This window comes from Bradyrhizobium sp. SZCCHNRI20481 (assembly GCF_032485055.1).
In the GTDB taxonomy this organism is placed as follows: Bacteria; Pseudomonadota; Alphaproteobacteria; order Rhizobiales; family Xanthobacteraceae; genus Bradyrhizobium.
The window spans coordinates 285,215-305,862 of the sequence record NZ_JAUEUE010000009.1 but is presented as its reverse complement, the minus strand read 5'-3'; the positions used below and the strand labels follow the sequence as shown (position 1 = coordinate 305,862).

The 20,648-nt window shown below is 63.1% G+C and carries 16 protein-coding genes and 1 pseudogene; 12 read left to right on the top strand and 5 right to left on the bottom strand.

All coding sequences use genetic code 11. From position 1 onward, the window contains the following. Positions 1-44: 44 nt before the first annotated feature. Both QX132_RS17180 and QX132_RS17175 read right to left on the bottom strand, forming a co-directional pair. Positions 45-1,676 (bottom strand): NAD-dependent malic enzyme, encoded by a 1,632-nt coding sequence (locus QX132_RS17180; RefSeq protein WP_316162107.1) that lies wholly within the window; start codon positions 1,674-1,676, stop codon positions 45-47. Positions 1,677-1,871: 195 nt separating this feature from the next. Continuing rightward, a complete protein-coding gene (locus QX132_RS17175) occupies positions 1,872-3,176 on the bottom strand; it encodes a divalent metal cation transporter (RefSeq protein WP_315739096.1) in 1,305 nt (434 codons plus the stop codon). Positions 3,177-3,341: 165 nt separating this feature from the next. On the opposite strand from QX132_RS17175, the gene QX132_RS17170 reads away from it, so the two are divergent. Together QX132_RS17170 and QX132_RS17165 are read left to right on the top strand one after the other, a co-directional pair. After that, positions 3,342-7,196 (top strand): ATP-binding protein, encoded by a 3,855-nt coding sequence (locus QX132_RS17170; RefSeq protein WP_316162081.1) that lies wholly within the window; start codon positions 3,342-3,344, stop codon positions 7,194-7,196. Between the two features lie 103 nt (positions 7,197-7,299). Beyond that, positions 7,300-8,238, top strand: a complete 939-nt coding sequence (locus tag QX132_RS17165; RefSeq protein WP_316162079.1) for a hypothetical protein — start codon at positions 7,300-7,302, stop codon at positions 8,236-8,238. Positions 8,239-8,269: 31 nt separating this feature from the next. On the opposite strand, the gene QX132_RS17160 is transcribed toward QX132_RS17165, so the two are convergent. Then, complete coding sequence (locus QX132_RS17160) at positions 8,270-8,455, bottom strand: hypothetical protein (RefSeq protein WP_315756157.1); 186 nt, start codon at positions 8,453-8,455, stop codon at positions 8,270-8,272. 680 nt (positions 8,456-9,135) lie between these two features. On the opposite strand from QX132_RS17160, the gene QX132_RS17155 reads away from it, so the two are divergent. The 8 genes and pseudogenes from QX132_RS17155 (at position 9,136) to QX132_RS17120 (ending at position 15,850) form a co-directional block, all read left to right on the top strand. Then, positions 9,136-9,399, top strand: a complete 264-nt coding sequence (locus tag QX132_RS17155; protein WP_316162105.1) for a hypothetical protein — start codon at positions 9,136-9,138, stop codon at positions 9,397-9,399. 326 nt (positions 9,400-9,725) lie between these two features. Beyond that, positions 9,726-10,151, top strand: a complete 426-nt coding sequence (locus QX132_RS17150; protein ID WP_315739090.1) for a hypothetical protein — start codon at positions 9,726-9,728, stop codon at positions 10,149-10,151. A 31-nt stretch (positions 10,152-10,182) separates the two neighbouring features. Then, a complete protein-coding gene (locus tag QX132_RS17145) occupies positions 10,183-10,731 on the top strand; it encodes a hypothetical protein (RefSeq protein ID WP_316162077.1) in 549 nt (182 codons plus the stop codon). Positions 10,732-11,492: 761 nt separating this feature from the next. Further along, on the top strand, positions 11,493-11,834 hold the full coding sequence (locus tag QX132_RS17140; protein WP_316162075.1) for a hypothetical protein: 342 nt from the start codon (positions 11,493-11,495) through the stop codon (positions 11,832-11,834). A 142-nt stretch (positions 11,835-11,976) separates the two neighbouring features. Next, positions 11,977-12,906, top strand: coding sequence for a hypothetical protein (locus QX132_RS17135; protein ID WP_316162074.1), 930 nt, complete (start codon positions 11,977-11,979; stop codon positions 12,904-12,906). An 89-nt stretch (positions 12,907-12,995) separates the two neighbouring features. Continuing rightward, positions 12,996-13,529 (top strand): annotated as a pseudogene (locus QX132_RS17130) (phage terminase large subunit); the annotation flags it as partial. A gap of 403 nt (positions 13,530-13,932) precedes the next feature. Beyond that, positions 13,933-14,394 (top strand): GNAT family N-acetyltransferase, encoded by a 462-nt coding sequence (locus QX132_RS17125; RefSeq protein ID WP_315739046.1) that lies wholly within the window; start codon positions 13,933-13,935, stop codon positions 14,392-14,394. Positions 14,395-14,587: 193 nt separating this feature from the next. Further along, positions 14,588-15,850 (top strand): CoA transferase, encoded by a 1,263-nt coding sequence (locus QX132_RS17120; protein WP_315739045.1) that lies wholly within the window; start codon positions 14,588-14,590, stop codon positions 15,848-15,850. 58 nt (positions 15,851-15,908) lie between these two features. Here QX132_RS17120 and QX132_RS17115 read toward each other — a convergent pair whose 3' ends face one another. After that, positions 15,909-16,637, bottom strand: a complete 729-nt coding sequence (locus tag QX132_RS17115; RefSeq protein WP_315739044.1) for a CBS domain-containing protein — start codon at positions 16,635-16,637, stop codon at positions 15,909-15,911. Between the two features lie 161 nt (positions 16,638-16,798). On the opposite strand from QX132_RS17115, the gene QX132_RS17110 reads away from it, so the two are divergent. Together QX132_RS17110 and QX132_RS17105 are read left to right on the top strand one after the other, a co-directional pair. Continuing rightward, positions 16,799-17,161 (top strand): hypothetical protein, encoded by a 363-nt coding sequence (locus QX132_RS17110; protein ID WP_315739043.1) that lies wholly within the window; start codon positions 16,799-16,801, stop codon positions 17,159-17,161. A 209-nt stretch (positions 17,162-17,370) separates the two neighbouring features. After that, on the top strand, positions 17,371-19,044 hold the full coding sequence (locus QX132_RS17105; protein ID WP_409998855.1) for a PHA/PHB synthase family protein: 1,674 nt from the start codon (positions 17,371-17,373) through the stop codon (positions 19,042-19,044). 40 nt (positions 19,045-19,084) lie between these two features. On the opposite strand, the gene QX132_RS17100 is transcribed toward QX132_RS17105, so the two are convergent. Continuing rightward, entirely contained in the window at positions 19,085-20,629 is a 1,545-nt protein-coding gene (locus tag QX132_RS17100; RefSeq protein WP_315739042.1) for an AAA family ATPase, read from the bottom strand. Positions 20,630-20,648: the final 19 nt, after the last annotated feature.

The following is a 20,648-nucleotide window of genomic DNA, read 5'->3' as shown; positions in this document are numbered from 1 at the left end:
CTCGCTCGCCGCTGGTGAGTCCGAGGCATCCGAGGGCGTCGAGCTCAGTAGCGGGCGTCGTACATCTTCGACTCGACGAAGCCGAGCAGATCGTTCGGCGCCGGCCCCGTGGCGAGCCCGTTCTGATAGGCAACGCCGGCCACCGCGGCGCCGATCTGGGCAGACACCTCGCGGATGCGCGGCAGCGCCGGGTACAGGCTGCCCTGCTCGAGATCGGCGCCGGTGACGCAGTTCGCCAGGGTGTGCGCGGCAGCCATGAACATCTCGTCCGTCACCAGCCGCGCGCCGCTGGCGATGACGCCAAGGCCGACACCGGGGAAGATGTAGGAGTTGTTGCCCTGGCGCGGCACGAAGGTCTTGCCGTCGAGCTTGACCGGATCGTAGGGGCTGCCGCAGGCGAACAGCGCGCGGCCCTGGGTGTAGCGATAGGCCGACTCCGCCGAGCATTCCGCCTTCGAGGTCGGATTTGAGAGCGCAAAGATGATGGGGCGCTCGTTCAGCTCGGCCATGGCCTGCAGCACTTCCGGCGTGAAGGCGCCGCCGACCGCTGCCACGCCGATGATCGCCGTCGGCTTGAGCGTCCTGATCGCGGTCAGGAAGTCTGCGATCGGGGCCTGGTCGTGCGCATAGCGCAGCTTGTGGCCGTGCAGGTTCTCTCGCCCCTTGATGACGAGGCCGCGCGAGTCCGTCAGCCAGTTGCGCCGCAGCGCCTCGGCTTCGGACAGGCCTTCGGCCATCATGGCGGAGACGACGAGATCCGCGATGCCGGTGGCCGCCTCGCCGGCGCCGAGGAACAGCACGGTCTGGTCGCGCAGCTTGCCGCCAGTGATACGCTGCGCCGAGAACAGGCCGGCGAGCGCCACGGCTGCGGTGCCCTGGATGTCGTCGTTGAAGACGCAGGTGTCGTCGCGATATTTGTGCAGCAGCTTGAACGCGGCGTGGTTGGCGAAATCCTCGAACTGGATCAGCACGCCCGGGAAGGCGGCGCGCGCGGCCTTCATGAACTCGTCGACGAACGTGTCATAAGCTTCGCCCGTAAGGCGCTTCTGGCGCAGCCCAATGTAGTAGGGGTCGGCCAGAAGCTCTTCGTTGTTGGTGCCGACATCGAGCATGACCGGCAGGCACTCCTCCGGATGAATGCCGGCGCACGCCGAGTACAGCGACAGCTTGCCGACCGGAATGCCCATGCCGTTGGCGCCGAGATCGCCGAGACCGAGAATGCGCTCACCGTCGGTGACGACGATCAGCTTGGCGCGATACGGCCAGTTGGCGAGGATCTCCGCGATCCGGCCGCGGTCATTGGCCGAGATGAACAGGCCGCGCGGACGCTGGAAGATCAGGCCGAATTTCTGGCAGGCGAGGCCGACGGTCGGCGTGTAGATCAGCGGCTGGATCTCGTCGATGTTGTCGCAGACCACCCGGAAGAACAGCGCTTCGTTGCGGTCGTGCAGTGCATTCAGTGCCACGTACTTCTCGAGGTCGCTGGACAGGCTGCGAAGATTGACCAGGATCCGCTCGGCCTGGGCCTGCATCGACATCACGCCGGCGGGCAGGAAGCCGCGCAGGCCGAGCGCATCGCGCTCCTGCTCGGTGAAGCCGGTGCCCTTGTTGAGCAGCGGATCGCGCAGCAGCGCGAGTCCGCGCGGGGAATAGGGGGATAGCGTCGGTGCGCTCATGCGTTGCGGTTGGGTCAAGGCAGTCTCCGAGGTCCTTTGTTCGAGCACCGCCATACCGGAGCGCGCCCAGCGTTGATCGGCATCAATCGCGGCGGGATGGCGGGAACGGACTGTTAACACAGTTTACGTCCCGCGTTGCACCAATGACATTGTGCAACTGCGTTGCAGCCGACGCAGAGGGAAACGCGATGGTCGCTAGGCGCGGCCCGTGACGAATGACCACAGCAGGGCCAGCACGGCGATGGCCATGATACCTGTCCCGATCCATCCCAGGGCGATCAGCCAGGACCGTCCGCGGAAGCGGCCCATCAGCCCGGCATTGGACACGATCACCATCATCATCGCCATGATCGGCACGGCGGCGATGCCGTTGAGCACGGCGCTCCACACCAGCATGTGGATCGGGTCGATGCCGGTGAAGCCGAGCCCGAAGCCGATGATCGTGGCGGCAGCAATGATGCTGTAGAAGCCGACCGCCTCGTCCGGCTTGGCCTCCAGGGTCGCGTGCCAGCCGAAGGTCTCGGCGACGGCGTATGCCGCCGAGCCCGCCAGCACCGGGATCGCCAGCATGCCGGTCCCGATGATGCCGAGCGCGAACAACAGGAAGGTGAGGTCGCCCGCGAGCGGGCGCAGGGCTTCGGCCGCCTGCGTCGCCGAGTCGATCCTGGTGATGCCATGCGCGTGCAGCACCGTGGCGGTCGTCACGATGATGAAGAACGCGATTGCGTTCGAGAAGATCATGCCGATCGTGGTGTCGATCCTGATCCGTCGGAGGTCGGGGTGGTCCTTCTTCGACAGCTCGCGCAAGGGACGGTCGACCTTGCCCTGGTTCATCTCCTCGACCTCCTGCGAGGCCTGCCAGAAGAACAGGTAAGGGCTGATGGTGGTGCCGAGGACGGCCACCACCGTCAGCAGATAGTCGGCCTCCGTCGAGGGGCTGGGCCATACCGCCGCGAGCAGCGCCGTGCTCCAGGGCACTTCGACCATCAAGGCGGTCGCGACGTAGGCGAACAGGCTGAGGGTCAGCACCTTGATGAAAGGTGCGTAGCGGCGATAGGGCAGGAATACCTGGAGCAGCGTCGACCCGGCGGCGAAGATCAGCGCGTGCTCATGGTTGAGACCGCCGATCACCAGCGACAGCGCCTCCGCCATCGCCGCGATGTCGGCTGCGATGTTGAAGGTGTTGGCGCCGACCAGGAGGGCGACGAGGCCGAAGACGATCCCGCGTGGCGCAAGCGCAGTGATGTTGGCCGCCAGCCCTTTGCCGGTGACACGGCCGATGCGCGCGCTCACCAGCTGGATCGCGATCATGAAAGGCGCGGTCAGAAAGACCGTCCACAACAGCCCGTAACCGAACTGCGCGCCAGCCTGGGAGTACGTCGCTATTCCCGACGGATCGTCGTCGGCGGCACCGGTCACGAGACCTGGACCCAAAACCCGGAATACGCTCCAGGGCGACCGTTTCGGTTTGTTCGGTTCGGATGCAACGGTCATGGCCATGGCAGTGCTCCCCCGGCGGTGTATGTCTCTCGAAGTCGCACGCCCTCTTTTCGTTCCCGGCTCCGGAACCGGAGGGGAGTACCAGCGTTCCAGATCACGTCGGATTTCGACCAAGGGGGACGCGTGCCGGACCAGCGGCAAACAGGGCATGATCAGGAGCTCGGCATGGCCGAGCGCGAGAGGCTTTTCGCCGGAGGCAGTGAGCTGGCCGGACTGATGTTGCGGTTCGATTGGGAGAGCACCTCGATCGGAACGCCGGAGCATTGGCCGCAGAGCCTGAAGACGGCCGTCAGGCTCATGCTGACATCCCAACAGCCGATCTGGATCGGTTGGGGAAGGGAGCTGATCTATCTCTACAATGATGCTTACAAGACCATCATCGGCGGTAAGCATCCCTGGGCTCTCGGTCGCCCGACGTCCGCGGTCTGGCACGAGATCTGGGAGGACATCGGTCCGCTGCTGGCAAAGGCCGGCGGCGGTGACCAGGGCACCTATGTCGAGGCGCAGCTCCTGATCATGGAGCGCAACGGCTTTCCCGAGGAGACCTACTACACGTTCTCCTACAGTCCCATACCGGACGACGATGGATCGCCCGGAGGAATCTTCTGCGCCAACACCGATGACACCCAGCGCGTGATCAGCGAGCGCCAGCTCTCGCTGCTGCGCGAGCTCGCAAATGCCGGGGCCGGGGCCCGCAGCATCGACCAGGCCTGCGCAAGCTGCGCGGACGCCTTGGCGCGGGAGTCGCGCGACCTTCCTTTCGCGATGATCTACATGACCGACCCGGACGGCGAGGCGGCGCGGCTGGAGGCCTTGACCGGCATCGACCGCGATCATCCCGCCGTTCAGCCGAGGCTGAGAATTCAGCCGGAAGGAACGTGGCCTCTGGCTGAAGCGCTGAGGCTGCAGGATGCGGTGCTGGTTCGCGATCTTCCGCGGCGGTTCGGCCTCAGCTTTCCGACCGGCGGATGGCGTCAGCCGCCACAGCACGCCGTTGTGCTTCCGCTGCCCGCGTCGGGGGAGGCCGGATGGGGCGGCTTCGTCATCGCAGGTCTCAATCCGTTCCGCCTCTACGACGAGAGCTATGCGCGCTTCCTGAACCTCGTCGCGGGGCAGATTGCAGCGGCCGTCAGCAATGGCGGGGCCTATCAGGCAGAGCGGCGCCGCGCGGAAGCGCTGGCCGAAATCGACCGCGCCAAGACGACGTTCTTTTCCAACATCAGCCACGAGTTTCGTACGCCGCTGACGCTGATGTTGAGCCCGCTGGAAGACCTGCTCGGCCGCGACGAGGCCCAACTCACCTCCGAAGCGCGATCCGTCCTCAGCCTGATCCACCGCAACGGCATTCGCCTGCTGAAGCTCGTGAACACGCTGCTCGACTTTTCGCGCATCGAGGCCGGCCGCATGACCGCGCACTTCGAGCCGATCGATCTTGCGGTCTTCACTGCCGAGCTCGTGTCCAACTTCCGCTCGGCGACGGATCCTGCCGGCCTGCGTCTCATCATCGACCCCAAGCCCCTGTCCGAGCCGGTGTATGTCGACCGCGACATGTGGGAGAAGATCGTTCTCAATCTGGTGTCGAACGCGTTCAAGTTCACCTTCGAAGGTGAAATCGCGGTGTCGATCGGCTTGTCCACCGACCGCAATCATGCCGAGCTCAAGGTTCGCGACACCGGCACCGGCATCCCGCCCAGTGAGCTGCCGCACCTGTTCGAACGGTTTCGTCGCATCGAAGGCGCGCGCGGCCGATCCTTCGAGGGCAGCGGCATCGGTCTCGCTCTCGTTCAGGAACTGGTGAGGCTTCACGGCGGGGAGATCGCTGTAGACAGCGCGCTCGGCCGCGGCTCGGTCTTCACCGTGCGAATTCCGCTTGGCTCGGCGCATCTGCCAGCGGGCCAGATCGGACCTTCCCATGTCCTGACCGTTACCAACGTGCGGGCCGAGGCCTACATCGAGGAGGCGCTCGGGTGGCTGAACGGCGGTGTGTCGTTCGAGCTTCCTCACCCGTCATCATCCGACGACCTCGGAGTCCGCTCCGCGACGGCATCGGCCCGTGATCGCGTGGTGCTCGCGGACGACAATCCCGACATGCGCGACTACGTCCGCCGTCTGCTCGGCGAGGATTATGACGTGGAGGCGGTCAGCGACGGCATGGCGGCCCTCGAGGCGGTCCGACGGCGCCGCCCCGATCTCGTGCTGACCGACGTCATGATGCCGGGGCTCGACGGCTTCGGCCTGCTGAAAGCGCTACGTAGCGATGCGCAGCTTCGCGACATTCCTGTGGTCATGCTGTCGGCGCGCGCCGGCGAGGAGGCCAAGGTCGAGGGGCTTGATGCCGGGGCGAGCGACTATCTCACCAAGCCGTTCAGCGCGCGCGAGCTGCTGGCGCGGGTGCGTGCCAATATCGATCTGTCGCGGGTGCGGCACGAGGCCGAGACCACGCTGCGTGAGCTGAACGAGCGCCTGGAGACGCAGGTCTCCGAGCGTACCGCGGAGCTGCAGGCCAAGGAGGCGCGGTTGCGGACGATCTTCGAGGCGAGCTACACGTTCCAAGCTCTGCTCTCGTCCGATGGGACGCTTCTGGATGCCAATGCGACCTCGCTCGAAGCGATCGCTGCGCCCCTGCACGAGGTCGCAGGGCTGCCATTCTGGGAGACGCCGTGGTTTGCGGGGACGCCCGGCACGCCCGAGCTGATCAGATCCCTGGTCGACGCCGTCGCTCGCGGCGACGGGGCCCGCCAGGAGTTGCAGCTCGAGCTGCCGGTCGGCGGCTCACGGTGGTTCGACTTCCAGATGCGGCCGGTGCGGGACGAGACCGGACAGGTGGTCGCCATCGTGCCCGAGGCGGTCGAGTTGACCGAACGGCGCAAGGCGGAGGAGGCGTTCCGCCAGGCCCAGAAGATGGAGGCGATCGGCCAGCTCACCGGCGGCGTCGCGCACGACTTCAACAATCTCCTGACCGTGATCCGGTCCTCGGCCGACCTGTTGCGCCGGCGCCAGCTGTCCCCGGAGCGCATGCGGCGCTACGTGGATGCGATCTCGGACACGGCGGATCGCGCCGCCAAGCTCACCGGACAGTTGCTCGCCTTCGCGCGGCGGACGCCGATGGAGCGCCGCGTCTTCGATGCCGCGGGGCATATCGAGCAGATCGAAGAGATGCTGCAGACCGTGCTCGGTGCGCCGGCCGCGATCGAGCTCGACCTGCAAGCGCGGCCGCTTCCGGTCGATGTCGACATCAACCAGTTCGACACGGCCCTCGTCAATCTCGTTGCCAATGCGCGGGACGCGATGGAAGGCCGGGGCGTCCTGACCATTCGCGGTCAGCTGCTGCCGCAGGACGGCCAGCCCGGGCGGCCGCAATTCGTCTCGATCGCCGTCAGCGACACTGGATGCGGCATTGCGCCCGATCAGATCGACCGCATCTTCGAGCCGTTCTTCACGACCAAGGGAGTCGGGCGCGGCACGGGTCTCGGCCTGTCCCAGGTCTACGGCTTCGTGCACCAGTCCGGCGGACGGGTGTTGGCGGAGAGCGAGGTCGGCAAGGGGACGACGCTGACCCTGCTGCTGCCGCGCACGCACAAGCCGTTGGAGCTGCGCGAGCGGACCGAGCACACTCCGGACATGGTCGTCGCGCGCTGGAACGTGCTGGTCGTCGAGGACAACCCGGAGATCGGCGAATTCTCGACCCAGCTGCTCGAAGATCTCGGCTATCGAACCGTGCTGGCGCGCAGCGCAAACGATGCGCTGCGCTTGATCGACGCGAATCCCGATGGCTTCGATCTCGTGCTCAGCGACGTCGTGATGCCCGGAATGGACGGAGTCACGCTCGGCCGGGAAATCCGTCGCCGGCTCCCGATGATTCCGATCGTGCTCAACAGCGGCTACAGCCACGCCCTCGCCGACGGCGACCGCCACGGTTTCAGTCTCATCCAGAAGCCCTACTCGGTCGATGAGCTCTCGCGCGTGCTGCGTCAGGTCATGGCCGCACGCGAGGAAGGCGCCAAGTCGGCGTCGTCCTGACGACGCGCGCCGCGGCTTTCCCCTGACGTCGGCATCGCGCTCGTGATCCGCACTTGAAGGATGGTGCCGGGCCGGCGTATTTTCGGGCGCTGGGGGAGGTCTCATGGCAGACGTGGAATCGTTGCCGCGCGGGCGTTGCGCGCCGCGGCGCTCATTTGCTCTGGCCGCGTGTGCGGCGCTGGTCGTCTGCAGCAGCGCGTTTGCCAAGGACGATGATGCGGACGAGCCCGCAACTGGTCTCGCTAATGTCTACATCGACTTTCGGACGAACTATGCCTACGTGCCGGGCGGCACGTTGTCGACCGGCCTGGGCGACACGTCCGTGTTCGGAACCCTGTCGCAGCTCGCGACCTTGCGCAAGCTGCTTGACCGGCCGGCTTTGCCCGGACGGCCGCAACTTTCGGCTCCGACCAACCAGGGCCTTGGCGTCGACGTTCCGCTCACCGTCGATCTCGGCGACGCCTTGTCGCTTTGGGCCGGGTTCACCGGAAGCACCTCCTACAACGGCCTGTCCGGCTGGGCCGACGTGGCCATCACCAGCTGGTTCCTCGGCTTCCAGGCCGACGTCTATCAGCAGAACGGCGGCACGCTTCCGACGCTGACCTTGCAGTCGACGCTGACACGGTCGGTGCCGGACTCGCCATTGGCGACCACCTCGTTCAACACCGTCGTCGAGGCCAAATACGCGCTCGATCCGGATGAGACGCGCGGCTGGCTCGCGGGCGTTCAATACACCCATGTCGAGGTCGATTCCGCGCTCGCGCATGTCGGGAGCACGACCGCCGGCTATATCGGCGGCTTCTACCAGTGGGAGAACAACTGGAAGGTCTCCGCGCGCGTCGGCATCCAGTCGTTCGGCGGCGCGCAGCTGCTCGCCATCACGCCGATCGCGTCCTACACGCAGCCGCTGGTCAGGCTCGATCTCGATCGCATGGATGACGATGACAACCGGCTGTTCGGCATCACCGCGCAAATCGCCTGGGCGCCGAAGCCGGTCTATCAGCTGACGGTGAGAACGCCACTCTATGCGATCAAGAACTGACGGGGTGATCGAAGCTGCGCGCCGGCTCGTCTCAGCGCATGCTCACGAACTTGGCCCAGAGGCCGGCGAGCAACGCGCCGGTCATCATGTAGTGCGGCTTGTCGCAGAACAGGCTGCCATATTGACAGACATCGGCGCCGACCGATCCCAGCTGGTGCTGACTCGCCGCGTAGAACAGGGCGGACAAGCCGGCCAGTACGACCGCAACGACATACATCGGAAGACCTCCTCCACCGGCCGCGCCCGACGGGCTGAAGTAGCATTGCCGATCGGCGCAACTATCTGCGCTTGACACGTCGGGCAAATCAGGCGCATTTTGACATCGTCGAAGAAACCATAAAGCCCGCGCCGCGAACTCGGCAGCGGGCTTTTTATTGGCTCGGCCCGGATTTGGAGCGGCGGTTATCGAAATCGCAAAGCCTGACCGCCGCATTTCGATCAAATTTGACATGTCGGGCAAATCACCGGCATAGTGTCATTATCGAATTTTCCGAACAAGATGATGATGCCGCGTTGTCCGCGGGCATTTGACTTGAGCAGCGCAGGCCGGCATCGGCTGTCGACCACGATCGTCGGCTATTCATCGCGCAGCGCGCAGACAACTTCGAACATCCGGATACTCGCCGGCCCGCGCGAACGGGCCGGTGCGTGGGCGTGGCGACCGTCGCTTCGCCCGCAGCGGTCCCTTGCTTGAGCCGAGGGATAGGGTTCGCGCCTGAAACGATCGCGCTTTCGGCTGCGATCTGCCGCGCTTTTCCTTCGCCCAGGAGAGAGGAAGATGACCGCCTACCTCATTGCGCTCGCCCTGATCGGCCTGGTGATGGTCGCAGCCGCCGATGCGATCTCGTGACGATCACCACCCTCGCATTCATCACCCATGATACCAGGGACGTGACCATGTCGAAGACGATCACCGAAATTCGCTCGATGGCCCGCAGCCACACCAAGACGGCGATCAACACGCTGGTTGGCGTGATGCGCTCACCGAAGGCGACACATGCCGCGCGTGTGTCCGCCGCCAACGCCATCCTCGACCGCGGTTGGGGGAAGGCGCCTCAGGCGCTGCAGAACGGCGAGGACGGCGCCCTCGAGCTGATCCACCGCATCGAACGTGTCATCGTGCATCCGGATGAGCACGATGGGGAGCAGGTGGATGAGTGATCCCGGTGGTGGGTGAGGCGTGAGCGCCTCGCAGGATCGGGAGATCGGCTTTCAATTGGCGTGGCAGCTTGGTGTTCTCTCCCCGGCTCCTGGGACGGTGGCGAAATCAGATCGAGACATGCCGGCCGGAGACAATGAGCCGAGACGGACTCAGCGCCCAAACAGCCGCAAAAAATCAGAGCCGGCGGACTTGACGTCGACGCTCGTTTGTTCGATCTTTGTTCTCGGTCTGAACGTCGTTCCGTGGGCAATCGCAATCTGGATATCTTCGGGTCATCAACATGATTGCATCAGCACGGTCACGGCCGGCGCGAGTCGTGAGTGTCTTGAAGCGGCTGCTTGCTCTCTGGCTGTTGCTCTTCGGATTATCGTGCCGCGCGGCTGTCGCAAGCGATGTCCTCATCAGCTATGCGGTTGAAGCCAAGGGAGAGACGGATAGCGGCAATCTCAACGATTGCGACGAGGTCGGCGTATGCCGCTTCCACGCTGCCGGTCTAGACGTTGAAGTCGTCCTCTATACAGAAGCAGGCGTTGCCATGCTGGAGATGATTGTCAAAGGACCGCCTGGCTGCTGTTATACCTTCGAGGCCAAAGAGCAATTTCGAGCGACCATTAAACCCGGCCTGACGCGGTTGGAGATCTACCAGCGCATGTGGTCACCGCACGATGATTTCGTCAGGACCCCGTTCTCCTGGAATCGACGGATTGGAACCATCTATCTCGCGTTCTCACAAAAGCGCTCCGCGAAGTAATCGGGCGCGTCATGATTAGGAAGGATTGGACATGGCCAGCGGACGAGATTTCGTAGAGCGGGCGCCACTGCCTCCGCCGGGGGCTCCGAAAATCGAGGAGGGTGACCGATCTCGTGTGTTCGGAGCAATTGGAAAACAGATCGACGACATCGTGAACGGACCCGGGTCCTATTATCCTGAGGGGCACAAGAAGAGCCCAGATGCGCTGCTGGAAGACCTGACCAATTTTTATGGTTCTGTTGAACGTCTGAGCAAACAGCTGGATGACCCCTCCAACATCATGGGTGACGTGCTGGACCAGATCAAGAAGTTCAATGACGCGTTTGCCCCGTCAGCAAGGTGGAGTACGCCGAGCTCCCAGAAAGACAAGGCCATCGAGCTGCCATTTAAGCTCGTTCCGGAGACGAGAGATCGTAACGTTATCGATGTACCGGATGACGGACCATATACGCCGCCCATGCCATGGAGAGCGCCGAGAAAGGATCGCAACGTGTTGTTGGGAGGACCGCAGCGCGTTGCCGGTGGCGTAGATCCGCGGGTCTCTCGGCGTCTCGCAACGCGGCTGGTCTATCCCTCCTGACCGTCCGTCGCATCCAGCCAAACGCAATTGCAGGCCGGGCTGCAAGTGCGCAGGCATCCGCATTCGGTCGTGTCTCCAAATAAGACGCTGAGCGAGGGGCATCATGAGGTTGAACAGGGGTGGGTTGATAGTCTGCGCAATCTATCTGATCTGGTTTGCGATATTGACTTGGCTCTCATGGGAAGCGAAGGATCCAAAGGGAGCTTATTTATTAGGTCAATTGTCAATCATGCCGGCGCAGGTTTTTTTGTGGACCTCCGGGGTCGGTGAGGTCTTGGAAGCTCACGTTGCCTCGGAGTCCCAAATCAACGGACCTCTGTTGACTGTGCCCCTGAGTTTCGCCGTGGTGTATTTGTTTGGCTGGGGAATGAGCGCATTTGGGAAAGTCTGGTCGCAGGCCACGCGCGACGCTGAGCGGGCCGACCGGGAGTAGGTCCGTCGCTTCTGTGTGTGCCTGATTGGATAATCGTGCGCTTACGCTGCTGAAGCGGCTCCAACCGAATGCAAGGCTCCGGCTGCATTTCGCGGCGTGTTGGGTCCGTCCTCCTTCGCCGCCGATCAAGTCGACGGAACACCTTTGGTCTGATCACTCACCTTGCCCCGCTGCTGGAGAAATCCGATGGCATCACGCTATTCTCAGCTGGCCGAGCCGTCGACTGGTACCCAAGATGGGTCAAGTCTCTGGGAACGCCTTAGATGGCCGGAGCATGGCCAAGGATTGCGCCTGCAGTAATAGTTCGAAAGCTCATCCGGAGGTAGACATGAGGCTGAATAGAGGTGGTCTTATCGCGTGCGCCGTCTACACGCTGTGCGCTGCCGGCCTTGTCGGCTCGGCATCCGTCACCGATGTTAAGACGAGCGTGATGCTGTCCTCTCTTGCGGTGTTTCCTGCCGGGATTTTCTGGTCCGTCTGGGCCGCGGTGTCCGGCTCGGAGCGTTTTCCTTTTTCCGTCGAGTCCTGGTTGAATAGTTTACTCGCCTATTACCTCGAGTCGCTCTTGCTCATCTACCTGATCGGTTGGGCTGCGAGTGCGCGGACAGCGGCAGGAGAGCGCCTCCGCAACAAGGAAGTCCGGTTGCCTGATCGTCCTGACGTCGATTGATCGGTTTCGCCTGGACGGCCGCAGCCATTGATCTGGCTCCAAGCGGAAAGCTGTAGTTCATTCGCACCATCTGGGCACGGGCGACACTCGTTGCGCGGGGGTAAGCCCGCGCGAAGGAGAAGCTCATACAAGGTCAACGCATATGGCATCTCGATACTCGCTGACCGTTCAAATCAATCCTGGTTTTCCGGGACATGCTGCAGTCGTCGTCAACGAGCCTGGGCGACAGACGTTTGCCGGGTTCGGACCCAGCACCCATGGGGTTCCGTTGAGCCACGGGAAATTTGACGTTCATACGCTCCGTCCGGGCGAAACTCCTCCGCCTGATTTCTCCAGCGTCGTCGACGATGGTCAGTACCGCTCGTTTACCGTTCCCATCACGCCAGAACAGGCGGCAAGCGCGCTGAACGAAATCGGTCGGATCCGAAACGCGGGCGAAACTTACAACGGTCTCAAAAGTTACAGCCCGAACGTTTGCACAACGATCGTGAATCGGATTATGGGGGCTGCCGGTCTGGGCGGGAACAGTCTCCCACGCGTGCTGCCGTCGCAAAGCGGCGAGTACCTCGCGAATATCGAGAGAGAGCTGTCCTCCAGCAGGAAAGCGAATGTGACCTTCGATGGCGGCGGTTTCGCCAATCGGATTCCCGACGCTCTTCGTGACATCCAGAGCGATTATGCATTTGTCGGTGGTGGCTACGATACACCGTCGGAGCGAACCGGCCGCCTCCCTAGGCAAGCGTCGAACCTGTACGAGACAGTGCCGCCACCCGACGATGCGGTGGGAATGGACCGCGGGTCCGGCCGATATCTGCGGAGTCGTCGGGCGGACTCGGCGACTGCAACGATGTTCGACAGCGGCACGAATCCCATACCGTACATCCCGCGAGTCCTGCTGGGACCACAGGCGACGTGGTCAGGAAGTATCTCTGGATCGCCGGACGAATCCGGGCCGGCCGAGCTGGGCTCTTCATATCGGCAGCTGTGGCCGCAGCCCGACGAAGGGGACACCACGCCGAGTGATTTCAACGATTGGTACACGCGCTGGGTCAAGCCGCTCCGGGAGCCATAGCTGGCAACCGAGACGGGGCCGCGGACGCGAGGTGAACGGCCGGTAAGAGCAGGTGATCATTGTCCACCCTCAAGATCCCCACCGCGAAAGTGTTTGAGCCGCTGCTCGCGCCCGCCCGCTACAAGGGCGCGTTCGGCGGGCGCGGCTCGGGCAAGTCGCACTTTTTTGGCGAGCTTCTGGTCGAGACCTGCCAAGCCGAGCGCGGCACGCTCGCCGTCTGCATTCGCGAGGCACAGCGCACGCTGGCGCAATCATCCAAGCGGCTGATCGAGGACAAGATCGCGGCGCTCGGCCTCGGCCAGGGCTTCCGGTCGTTCAGCGACCGCATCGCGGCTCCCGGCGACGGGCTCATCATCTTTCGGGGCATGCAGGATCACACCGCAGAGTCGATCAAGTCGCTGGAGGGATTTCGCATCGCCTGGATCGACGAGGCACAGACCTTGAGCGCGCGTTCGCTGTCGCTGCTGCGGCCCACCATCCGAGCGCCTCGCTCGGAGCTGTGGGCGAGTTGGAATCCGCGCCGCAAGTCGGATGCCGTGGACGATTTTCTGCGCAGTCGAAAACCGGAAGGCGCCGCCGTGGTCAAGGCGAGCTGGCGCGACAATCCGTGGTTTCCGGCGGTGCTGGAGGAAGAGCGGCAGCTCGACCTCGCGCTCTATCCGGACCGCTACGAGCATATCTGGGAGGGGGACTACGTGCGCGCGTTCGAAGGAGCCTATTTCGCCGACCTGCTGGCGCAGGCGAAACGCGAGGGACGGATCGGCAAGGTGTCCGCGGACCCGCTGTTGCCGTTGCGGGCGTTCGTCGACATCGGCGGCGCCGGCGCCACGGCGGACGCCTTCACGATCTGGATCGCGCAATGGGTCGGCAACGAGCTGAGAGCCGATTTCCAGCACCTGCGGCGCTGGCGCAAGAGCGTGGAGCAGGCCCAGAGCTATACGTTCAAGGCCGTCATCACGGTCATCGCGACCGGTCTGATCGGTGCGATCTGGCTCGGCATCAAAGTCGTGCTCGGAAGGTGATGCCGTGCCAGCCTGGATCTCGCGGCGAGGCCGCCGCTTCCGCATCAGAGAGGTCGACGCTTGCGAGCCTGACGTCCTCGACACCTTGAAGGAGCTCCATGCGCGCACATTCCTCGATTGCGCACCTCTGCCCGATTTCGAGAGCGGACAATGGTGGATATCGACCGAGCTCGGACGGCCCGTCGCCTTTGCCGGAATGATGCCGTCATCCCTCGGCAAGGGCATAGCCTATCTTTCGAGGGTTGGCGTTCTTCAAGAGCGGTGTGGTTACGGCCTGCAGCGACGGCTGATGCGTGTGATCGAGCAGCGCGCGCGTCGCTCGGGCCTGGATTGCATCGTTTCGGATACGACTTGCAACATCGTCTCCGCGAACAATTTCATTCGGTGCGGATATGTGCTGTTCCAACCGGTCCGGCCCTGGGCCTGGGTGAACTCGCTCTATTGGCGCAAGATGATCGGGTGGTGAGCTGTCGATCGATGCCTTATGCAGATTGCATTGCGCTGCAGCAGAATTGGGCCAGCTCGACAGCTCCGACCCGGGCTTTTTTTGCGGCTGCCGTTGAGCTAACCATGCATTGTCGGGCGTTGGAGACAATGCCACGCCGGGCAGTCAATGGAAGATCGCTTCAGACGATCAAAGCAGCGGGAAGGACTCTGGGATGCCGGCTGAGGTCACCCTGCCAGAGCGTGCGCCACGGCCGCCTGACGCGCCAACCGCGCTGGCTGGTATGTTGGTGATCGATTTCACGCGTGTCGTCGCAGGGCCGGCGTGCACACAGACGCTGGCCGATTTCGGCGCCGAGGTGATCAAGATCGAGCAGCCGCTCACGGGAGACGATACCCGCGCATACGAGCACGCCGAGCTCGGCGGAGAGAGCGCAGCGTTCCTCAGTCTCAATCGGAACAAGCGCGGCATGGTGTTGGATCTCACGATACCGCAGGCCAGAGACGTCGCGCGTGCGCTGATCGCCAAGGCCGACATCGTCGTGGAGAATTTCTCGTCGTCCGTCATGGAGAGGTTCGGGCTGGACTATCAGACACTGTCCAGCACCAATCCCGGGCTGATCTATTGCTCGATCTCGGCCTACGGACGCTCTGGTCCATTTGCGTGGCGATCAGGGTTCGATCCAATCACCCAGGCGGAAAGCGGGTTCATGTCCCTCAACGGTTTCGCCGATGGTCCGCCGGTGCGGACCGGTCCTCCGATCGTTGATCTGGCCACCGGCATGTCCGCCTGCAATGCCATCCTATTGGCACTCGCCGCCCGGCAGCGGCTCGGTCGCGGGCAGCACGTCGAGGTGGCGCTGTTTGACATCGCCTTGGCGATGACCGGCTTCTCCGGAATGGCGTATTTGATGAACGGCGTGAACCCCACGCGGACGGGCAATTCGCCGAACGACTCTCCGACGGTCGGCGTCTTTGAAGCGTCAGATGGTCCGCTCTACATCGCATGTGCCAACGATCGGCTCTACCGCCGGCTGGCTACGGAGGTGCTTGGTCGTCCGGATCTCCTGAGCGATCCCCGCTTCGCCACGCGAAGGGCGAGATGGGTCAACCGTACGCAACTGCGCGGCCTCATCGCCGACATCCTCGCCACGGAACGGATGGATGTCTGGACCTCTCGGATGAACCAGGCTGGAGTTCCGGTTGGACACGTTCGTACGGTCGAGCAGGCGTTCAACGCGGCCGAGGTCCGGATGCGCGGCCGCACCTGTCGTATTCCGCACCCCACCGCAGGCTCGATACCCAACATCGAGCCGGCAATCGCCATGAAGCTCACGCCGACCGTCGAGCCGACGGCGGCGCCGCGGCTCGGTGAGCACACGGCCGCGATCCTGCGCCACAGGCTTGGGCACACTGAGCAGGAGATCGAAGCCCTGCGTCGGGCGGGGGCGTTCGGACGCAACAATCCGGGAGCTTAAGGCATCGTCACTGGTGCCGGACACGAGGCAGGAAGAGCGGCAGCGTCCTCAGCAGCCATCAGCCGGCTTTGGCCATCTCGTCGTCTTCCGGTGAGTTCAGGTACATGCCCGACATGGTGTCAACCCAGCACAGATGATCATGCACCTTCTTGACACCAGAGATGTTCTCGGTGGCAACAATTGCCGCCTGCCGCGAGCGCTCTTCGGTAATGACGCCGCTCAGATGAACGATGCCGTCCTTGACGATGACGGACAATCCGAACGGGCACCAGTCGTTCTTCTCGAGAGCGTCGATCACACGGTTGCGGATGTGATCGTCATCCGCCGTCGGATCCGGGACCTGCCGCCCGAGCGCGGCGACCGCTTGCAGCAGGTTCGCCCGTGACACGATGCCGATGACCCGGTCTCCCTTGACCACGGGCAACCGCTTCACGTGGTTCTTTTCCATCAGTTCCACGATCTCCGCCAGCGCGGCGTCTTCGGTGATCGTCAGGGGAGACTTGGTCATTACCTCTGACACTTTGCGACCATGCTCGTGGACGAAGTCGGCGGCCGACTTCCCGGGCCCGAGAATGAAGCGCAGCCAACGGCCGCGCTTACGCCCTGTGCCGATCTCGGATCGGCGGATGAAATCGCCTTCCGAGACGACGCCCACGAGTTTTCCGTCGGAATCGACCACGGGAAGGCCGCTGACGTGCCGTTGAAGCATGATATTTGCCGCATCCACGATGGAAGTGTCAGGGGTGACGGTGATGACGGGACGGGTCATGATCTGGTGGGCGCGCATGGCGAACTCCAATGTCAAAGGCTAAGAAAACGTAATCCGCCGCCACGGTCTTGAATTGACGCAGGTCAAAGGAGGTGCCGCCGCGTCATTGACGCAGCTCAAGGTCCTGGCATTGAATTGCAGCTATAAGGCATCTTGATCTAGCGAGAGGAGAAGTGCCCATGTCCGAGTTCTCCGGGACCAAGGTCCTGGCCGACGAAACGGCCGAACTGTCCGAACGTGTCGCTCTCTCCAACAAGCACGCACTCGAGCTGCTCGTTGGTTCCCAGCAGATCGTCATGGAGGAGGTTCTGTTTGCCAGCAACGAAGTGCTGGATCGCGCGCGTACGGAGACGCATCTGCTGGCCGAGTTCGTGTCGAAGCTGGCTGGCGTGCATTCCGTGAAGGGAATCCAGGCGATGGTCCAGGAATGTGGACGGCATCAGATTGATTTCGTCAGGCGGGATTGCGATCGACTCTTCAAGCACGGGCAGCGCCTGATTGATGCTAGCGTGAATCTCATGGGGCAACGGTGGCGAAACTGAAGAGTGCGGGGGCGTCGCGTCCCGATCGACGGGAACGCGAGGGAACGACCGTTAACGACCGGAGCAGTGCCGTTGTCTCTGCAGAGACCTCTTTGAAGCCGGAGGGTGCGCTCGCCGCACCCGACGCAAAGTTGCTCTCCCGAGAAGCCGACGCGGCCTCCGGGGAGCTTCGACGCGAGGATCACGAGCTGGACAGGGCCTTCAGCGCGATGCTGGCTCGGCTCACCGGTGGAATTTCCCCGGCCGCTCTATCAATGGCGTATCTGGATTGGGCTTGTCATCTGGCCGCTGCACCTCAGCGTCAGATCGAAATCGTCCGAGATGCCTGGCACGGCGCTAAGCAGGTCGCGGAACGGTCATTGCGGTTTGCAGACCCGAATCGCAGTCCTTGGGACCTGATCAAGCCGCAGGCCAACGATCATCGCTTTTCCAAGCCGCAATGGGCGACGCACCCGTTCAACTTGTTCGCCCAGGCGTTCCTGCTCGGGGAAGATTGGTGGCACAAGGCGACGACCGGCATTCGTGGTGTCGACCCTGCCAACGAAGCCGTCGTCGACTTTTCAATTCGTCAACTGCTCGACATCTTCGCGCCATCGAACTTTGCAGCGACCAACCCGGAAGTGTTGGAGAAGACGTTTCAAAGCGGTGGCGAGAACCTGATCTTCGGCTGGCAGAACTGGCTCGCCGATCTCATGCAGGTGATGCAGCCGGGGAAGATACCGATCAATGGCGAGTTCGTCGTCGGCAAGACCGTCGCGGCCGCGCCGGGCAAGGTTGTGCTTCGCAATCAGTTGATTGAGCTGATTCAATACGCGCCGACGACCGAGAAGGTGAGACCAGAGCCGGTCCTGATCGTACCGGCTTGGATCATGAAATATTACATCCTGGATCTGTCGCCGCACAATTCGCTGGTCCGATACCTGACCGACCAGGGCTTTTCGGTTTTCATGATCTCCTGGCGAAACCCCAGAGCGGAAGACCGGGATCTTGCGTTTGACGACTACCGCTCGCTGGGCGTCATGGCTGCCCTGGACATGATCGGAAGGATCATTCCGAATACGCTGGTCCATGCCGCAGGCTATTGTCTCGGGGGAACGCTTCTTTCGATCACGGCGGCAGCCATGGCACGCGATGGCGACCAGCGCCTGAAGACAATCACGCTGTTTGCGGCCCAGACCGATTTCACGGAAGCGGGAGAGCTGACGCTCTTCATCAATGAAAGCCAGGTCGCCTTTCTGGAAGACATGATGTGGGAGCGTGGATATCTCGACACCACCCAGATGGCGGGCGCATTTCAATTGCTGCGCTCCAACGATCTGATCTGGTCTCGTGTCTCGCGCGACTATCTTCTCGGCGAGCGCGCAAATCCGAGCGACTTGATGGCATGGAACGCAGATGCGACGCGGCTGCCGTATCGGATGCACTCCGAATATCTGCGCAAGCTGTTCCTGAACAACGATCTCGCCGAGGGGCGGTATCAGGTCGAGGGGAAGCCTGTTTCGCTCTCGGATATCCACACGCCGATGTTCGTCGTCGGGACGCTGCGTGATCACGTTGCGCCTTGGAAATCGACGTACAAGGTCCATTACGAGGTTGATGCTGACGTCACTTTCGTGCTCGCGAGCGGCGGCCACAATGCCGGCATCGTATCGCCGCCGGGCGAGCAGGGGCGCTCCCATCAGATGCGGACCAAGGCTGCCGACGCTCCTTATCTCGGGCCGGACGAGTGGCAGGGCACATCGCCAAAGCTGGAGGGATCGTGGTGGCCGGCCTGGACAGCGTGGCTCGGACAGCAGTCGGGAGCGCCGGGTGTGCCGCCGCAACTCGGGACAGATCGTTCGAATGATCTCGGAGACGCGCCGGGCGACTACGTGCACACGTGATCGCCGCATGTTGCGGCCAAGGAGCACCATCCCGTCGGACTTAGGCGCTGGTCCGGAGCAATGAAAGGCTTCGGTCCAATGTCGTCTCAGCCGTGCCTGACGCATCGACCTGGAGCCAATCGAGACCGCCGATATCGTAGTGTTCCTGATCCTCGGCAACCCCGACCGTTGCATCGGACGCATCGGCGACTCGATGGTGAATTCGCTCCTGCCGGCTGCGCAAATCTGTGACGAGGAAGAGGCCGGCAAAGGGCGCCTTCAGCCGCTTCGCGAGATCATGGATCTCCTGTCGTTCATCCGGACGTGCAAACACGGCGTCGACGATCACCGTGAAACCTTGTGAGAGCACGCGGCCGGCCTGCGCCGTCAACTCTCGATAGACCCGAGAACTCGATTCCGGCGTATAGGCCGCAGCTGGGAGGCGTTCGGTTTCCTTCACGCCAGACAGTTGCTTGCGCAGCACGTCGCTGCGCAACACGATTGCTCCCGGTGGAGGCACCAAGAGAGGAGCGAGAGCCCGGGCGAGCGCAGATTTTCCCGTTCCCGACAGGCCTCCGACCGCGATCATCCTCGGCTCTGCCGGCCGGATCAGGCTGCGTGCAAGTTGAAAGTAGCTCTCTGCGGTCTCGATCGTTGCGGAGCGATCTGCGTCCGAGTGTTCGGCATCACCGCGGTCGCGCCTTGCAACAAAGACTTGTGCACGGATGGCGGCCCGGATCGCCATGAACAGAGGCAGAGCAGCCAATCCTCCGGTCTGGTCGGGCACTGCGGTCGAGAGGTAGCGGTTCAAGAGACGGTTGGCGGCGACCGGCTGCTCGAAGTGCAAGAGGTCCATCAGTGGAAAGGCGAGATCGTAGAGGACGTCGATCGTGGCGATCCGGTCGTCGAACTCGATGGCGTCGAACAGCACCGGCTTGTCGTCAATGAGGACGATGTTGGCCAGATGGAGGTCGCCATGGCAGCGTTTCACGTGCCCCTCATTTGCACGTTGCTCGAGCAGGGGGCGGAGACGTGCGAAGGCCGAGTGGCAAAGGACGCGGAGTTCTTCGACCTCCGTTTCGCCAAATCGCGAGACTGTCCGAAAGCTGGCGACGAATGCGTCGATCCAAATCGGAATGGACTCCGTCCACCCATTGGAGGAGCTCCGAACGGCGACTGCATGCGACGCTGCGATCGTCTCTGCCAGACGCTCGCCCAATCCGGCGTCCAGCTGCTGGCGGCGAGAAAGATGATCAAGCGTCTGGCTGTCATCGAAGCGACGCATCTCGACGGCATATTCGACCGGAGCGCCCGATCCATCGACATCGAATGATCCGTCAGGCGCCTTGGTGATGGCGACGACACGAAGATAGATGTCCGGAGCAAACGGGTGATTGATCTCGATTTCCTTTGCGCACGCGGCCTTGCGCTGATCGAGCGTCGAATAGTCCAAAAATGGCAGCCGAACGGCGCGCTTGATCTTCAGGGCGCGGTCACCGATCAGAAACACGGAAGCCGCGTGCGTGTCGATCCGGCGGACACCTGGATGTCGGGTGGTATTGCCCAAGAAGGAGAAGACCAGTTCCTGATCGGATGGTGATGCCATGGGCGGTGTTGCCACGTTC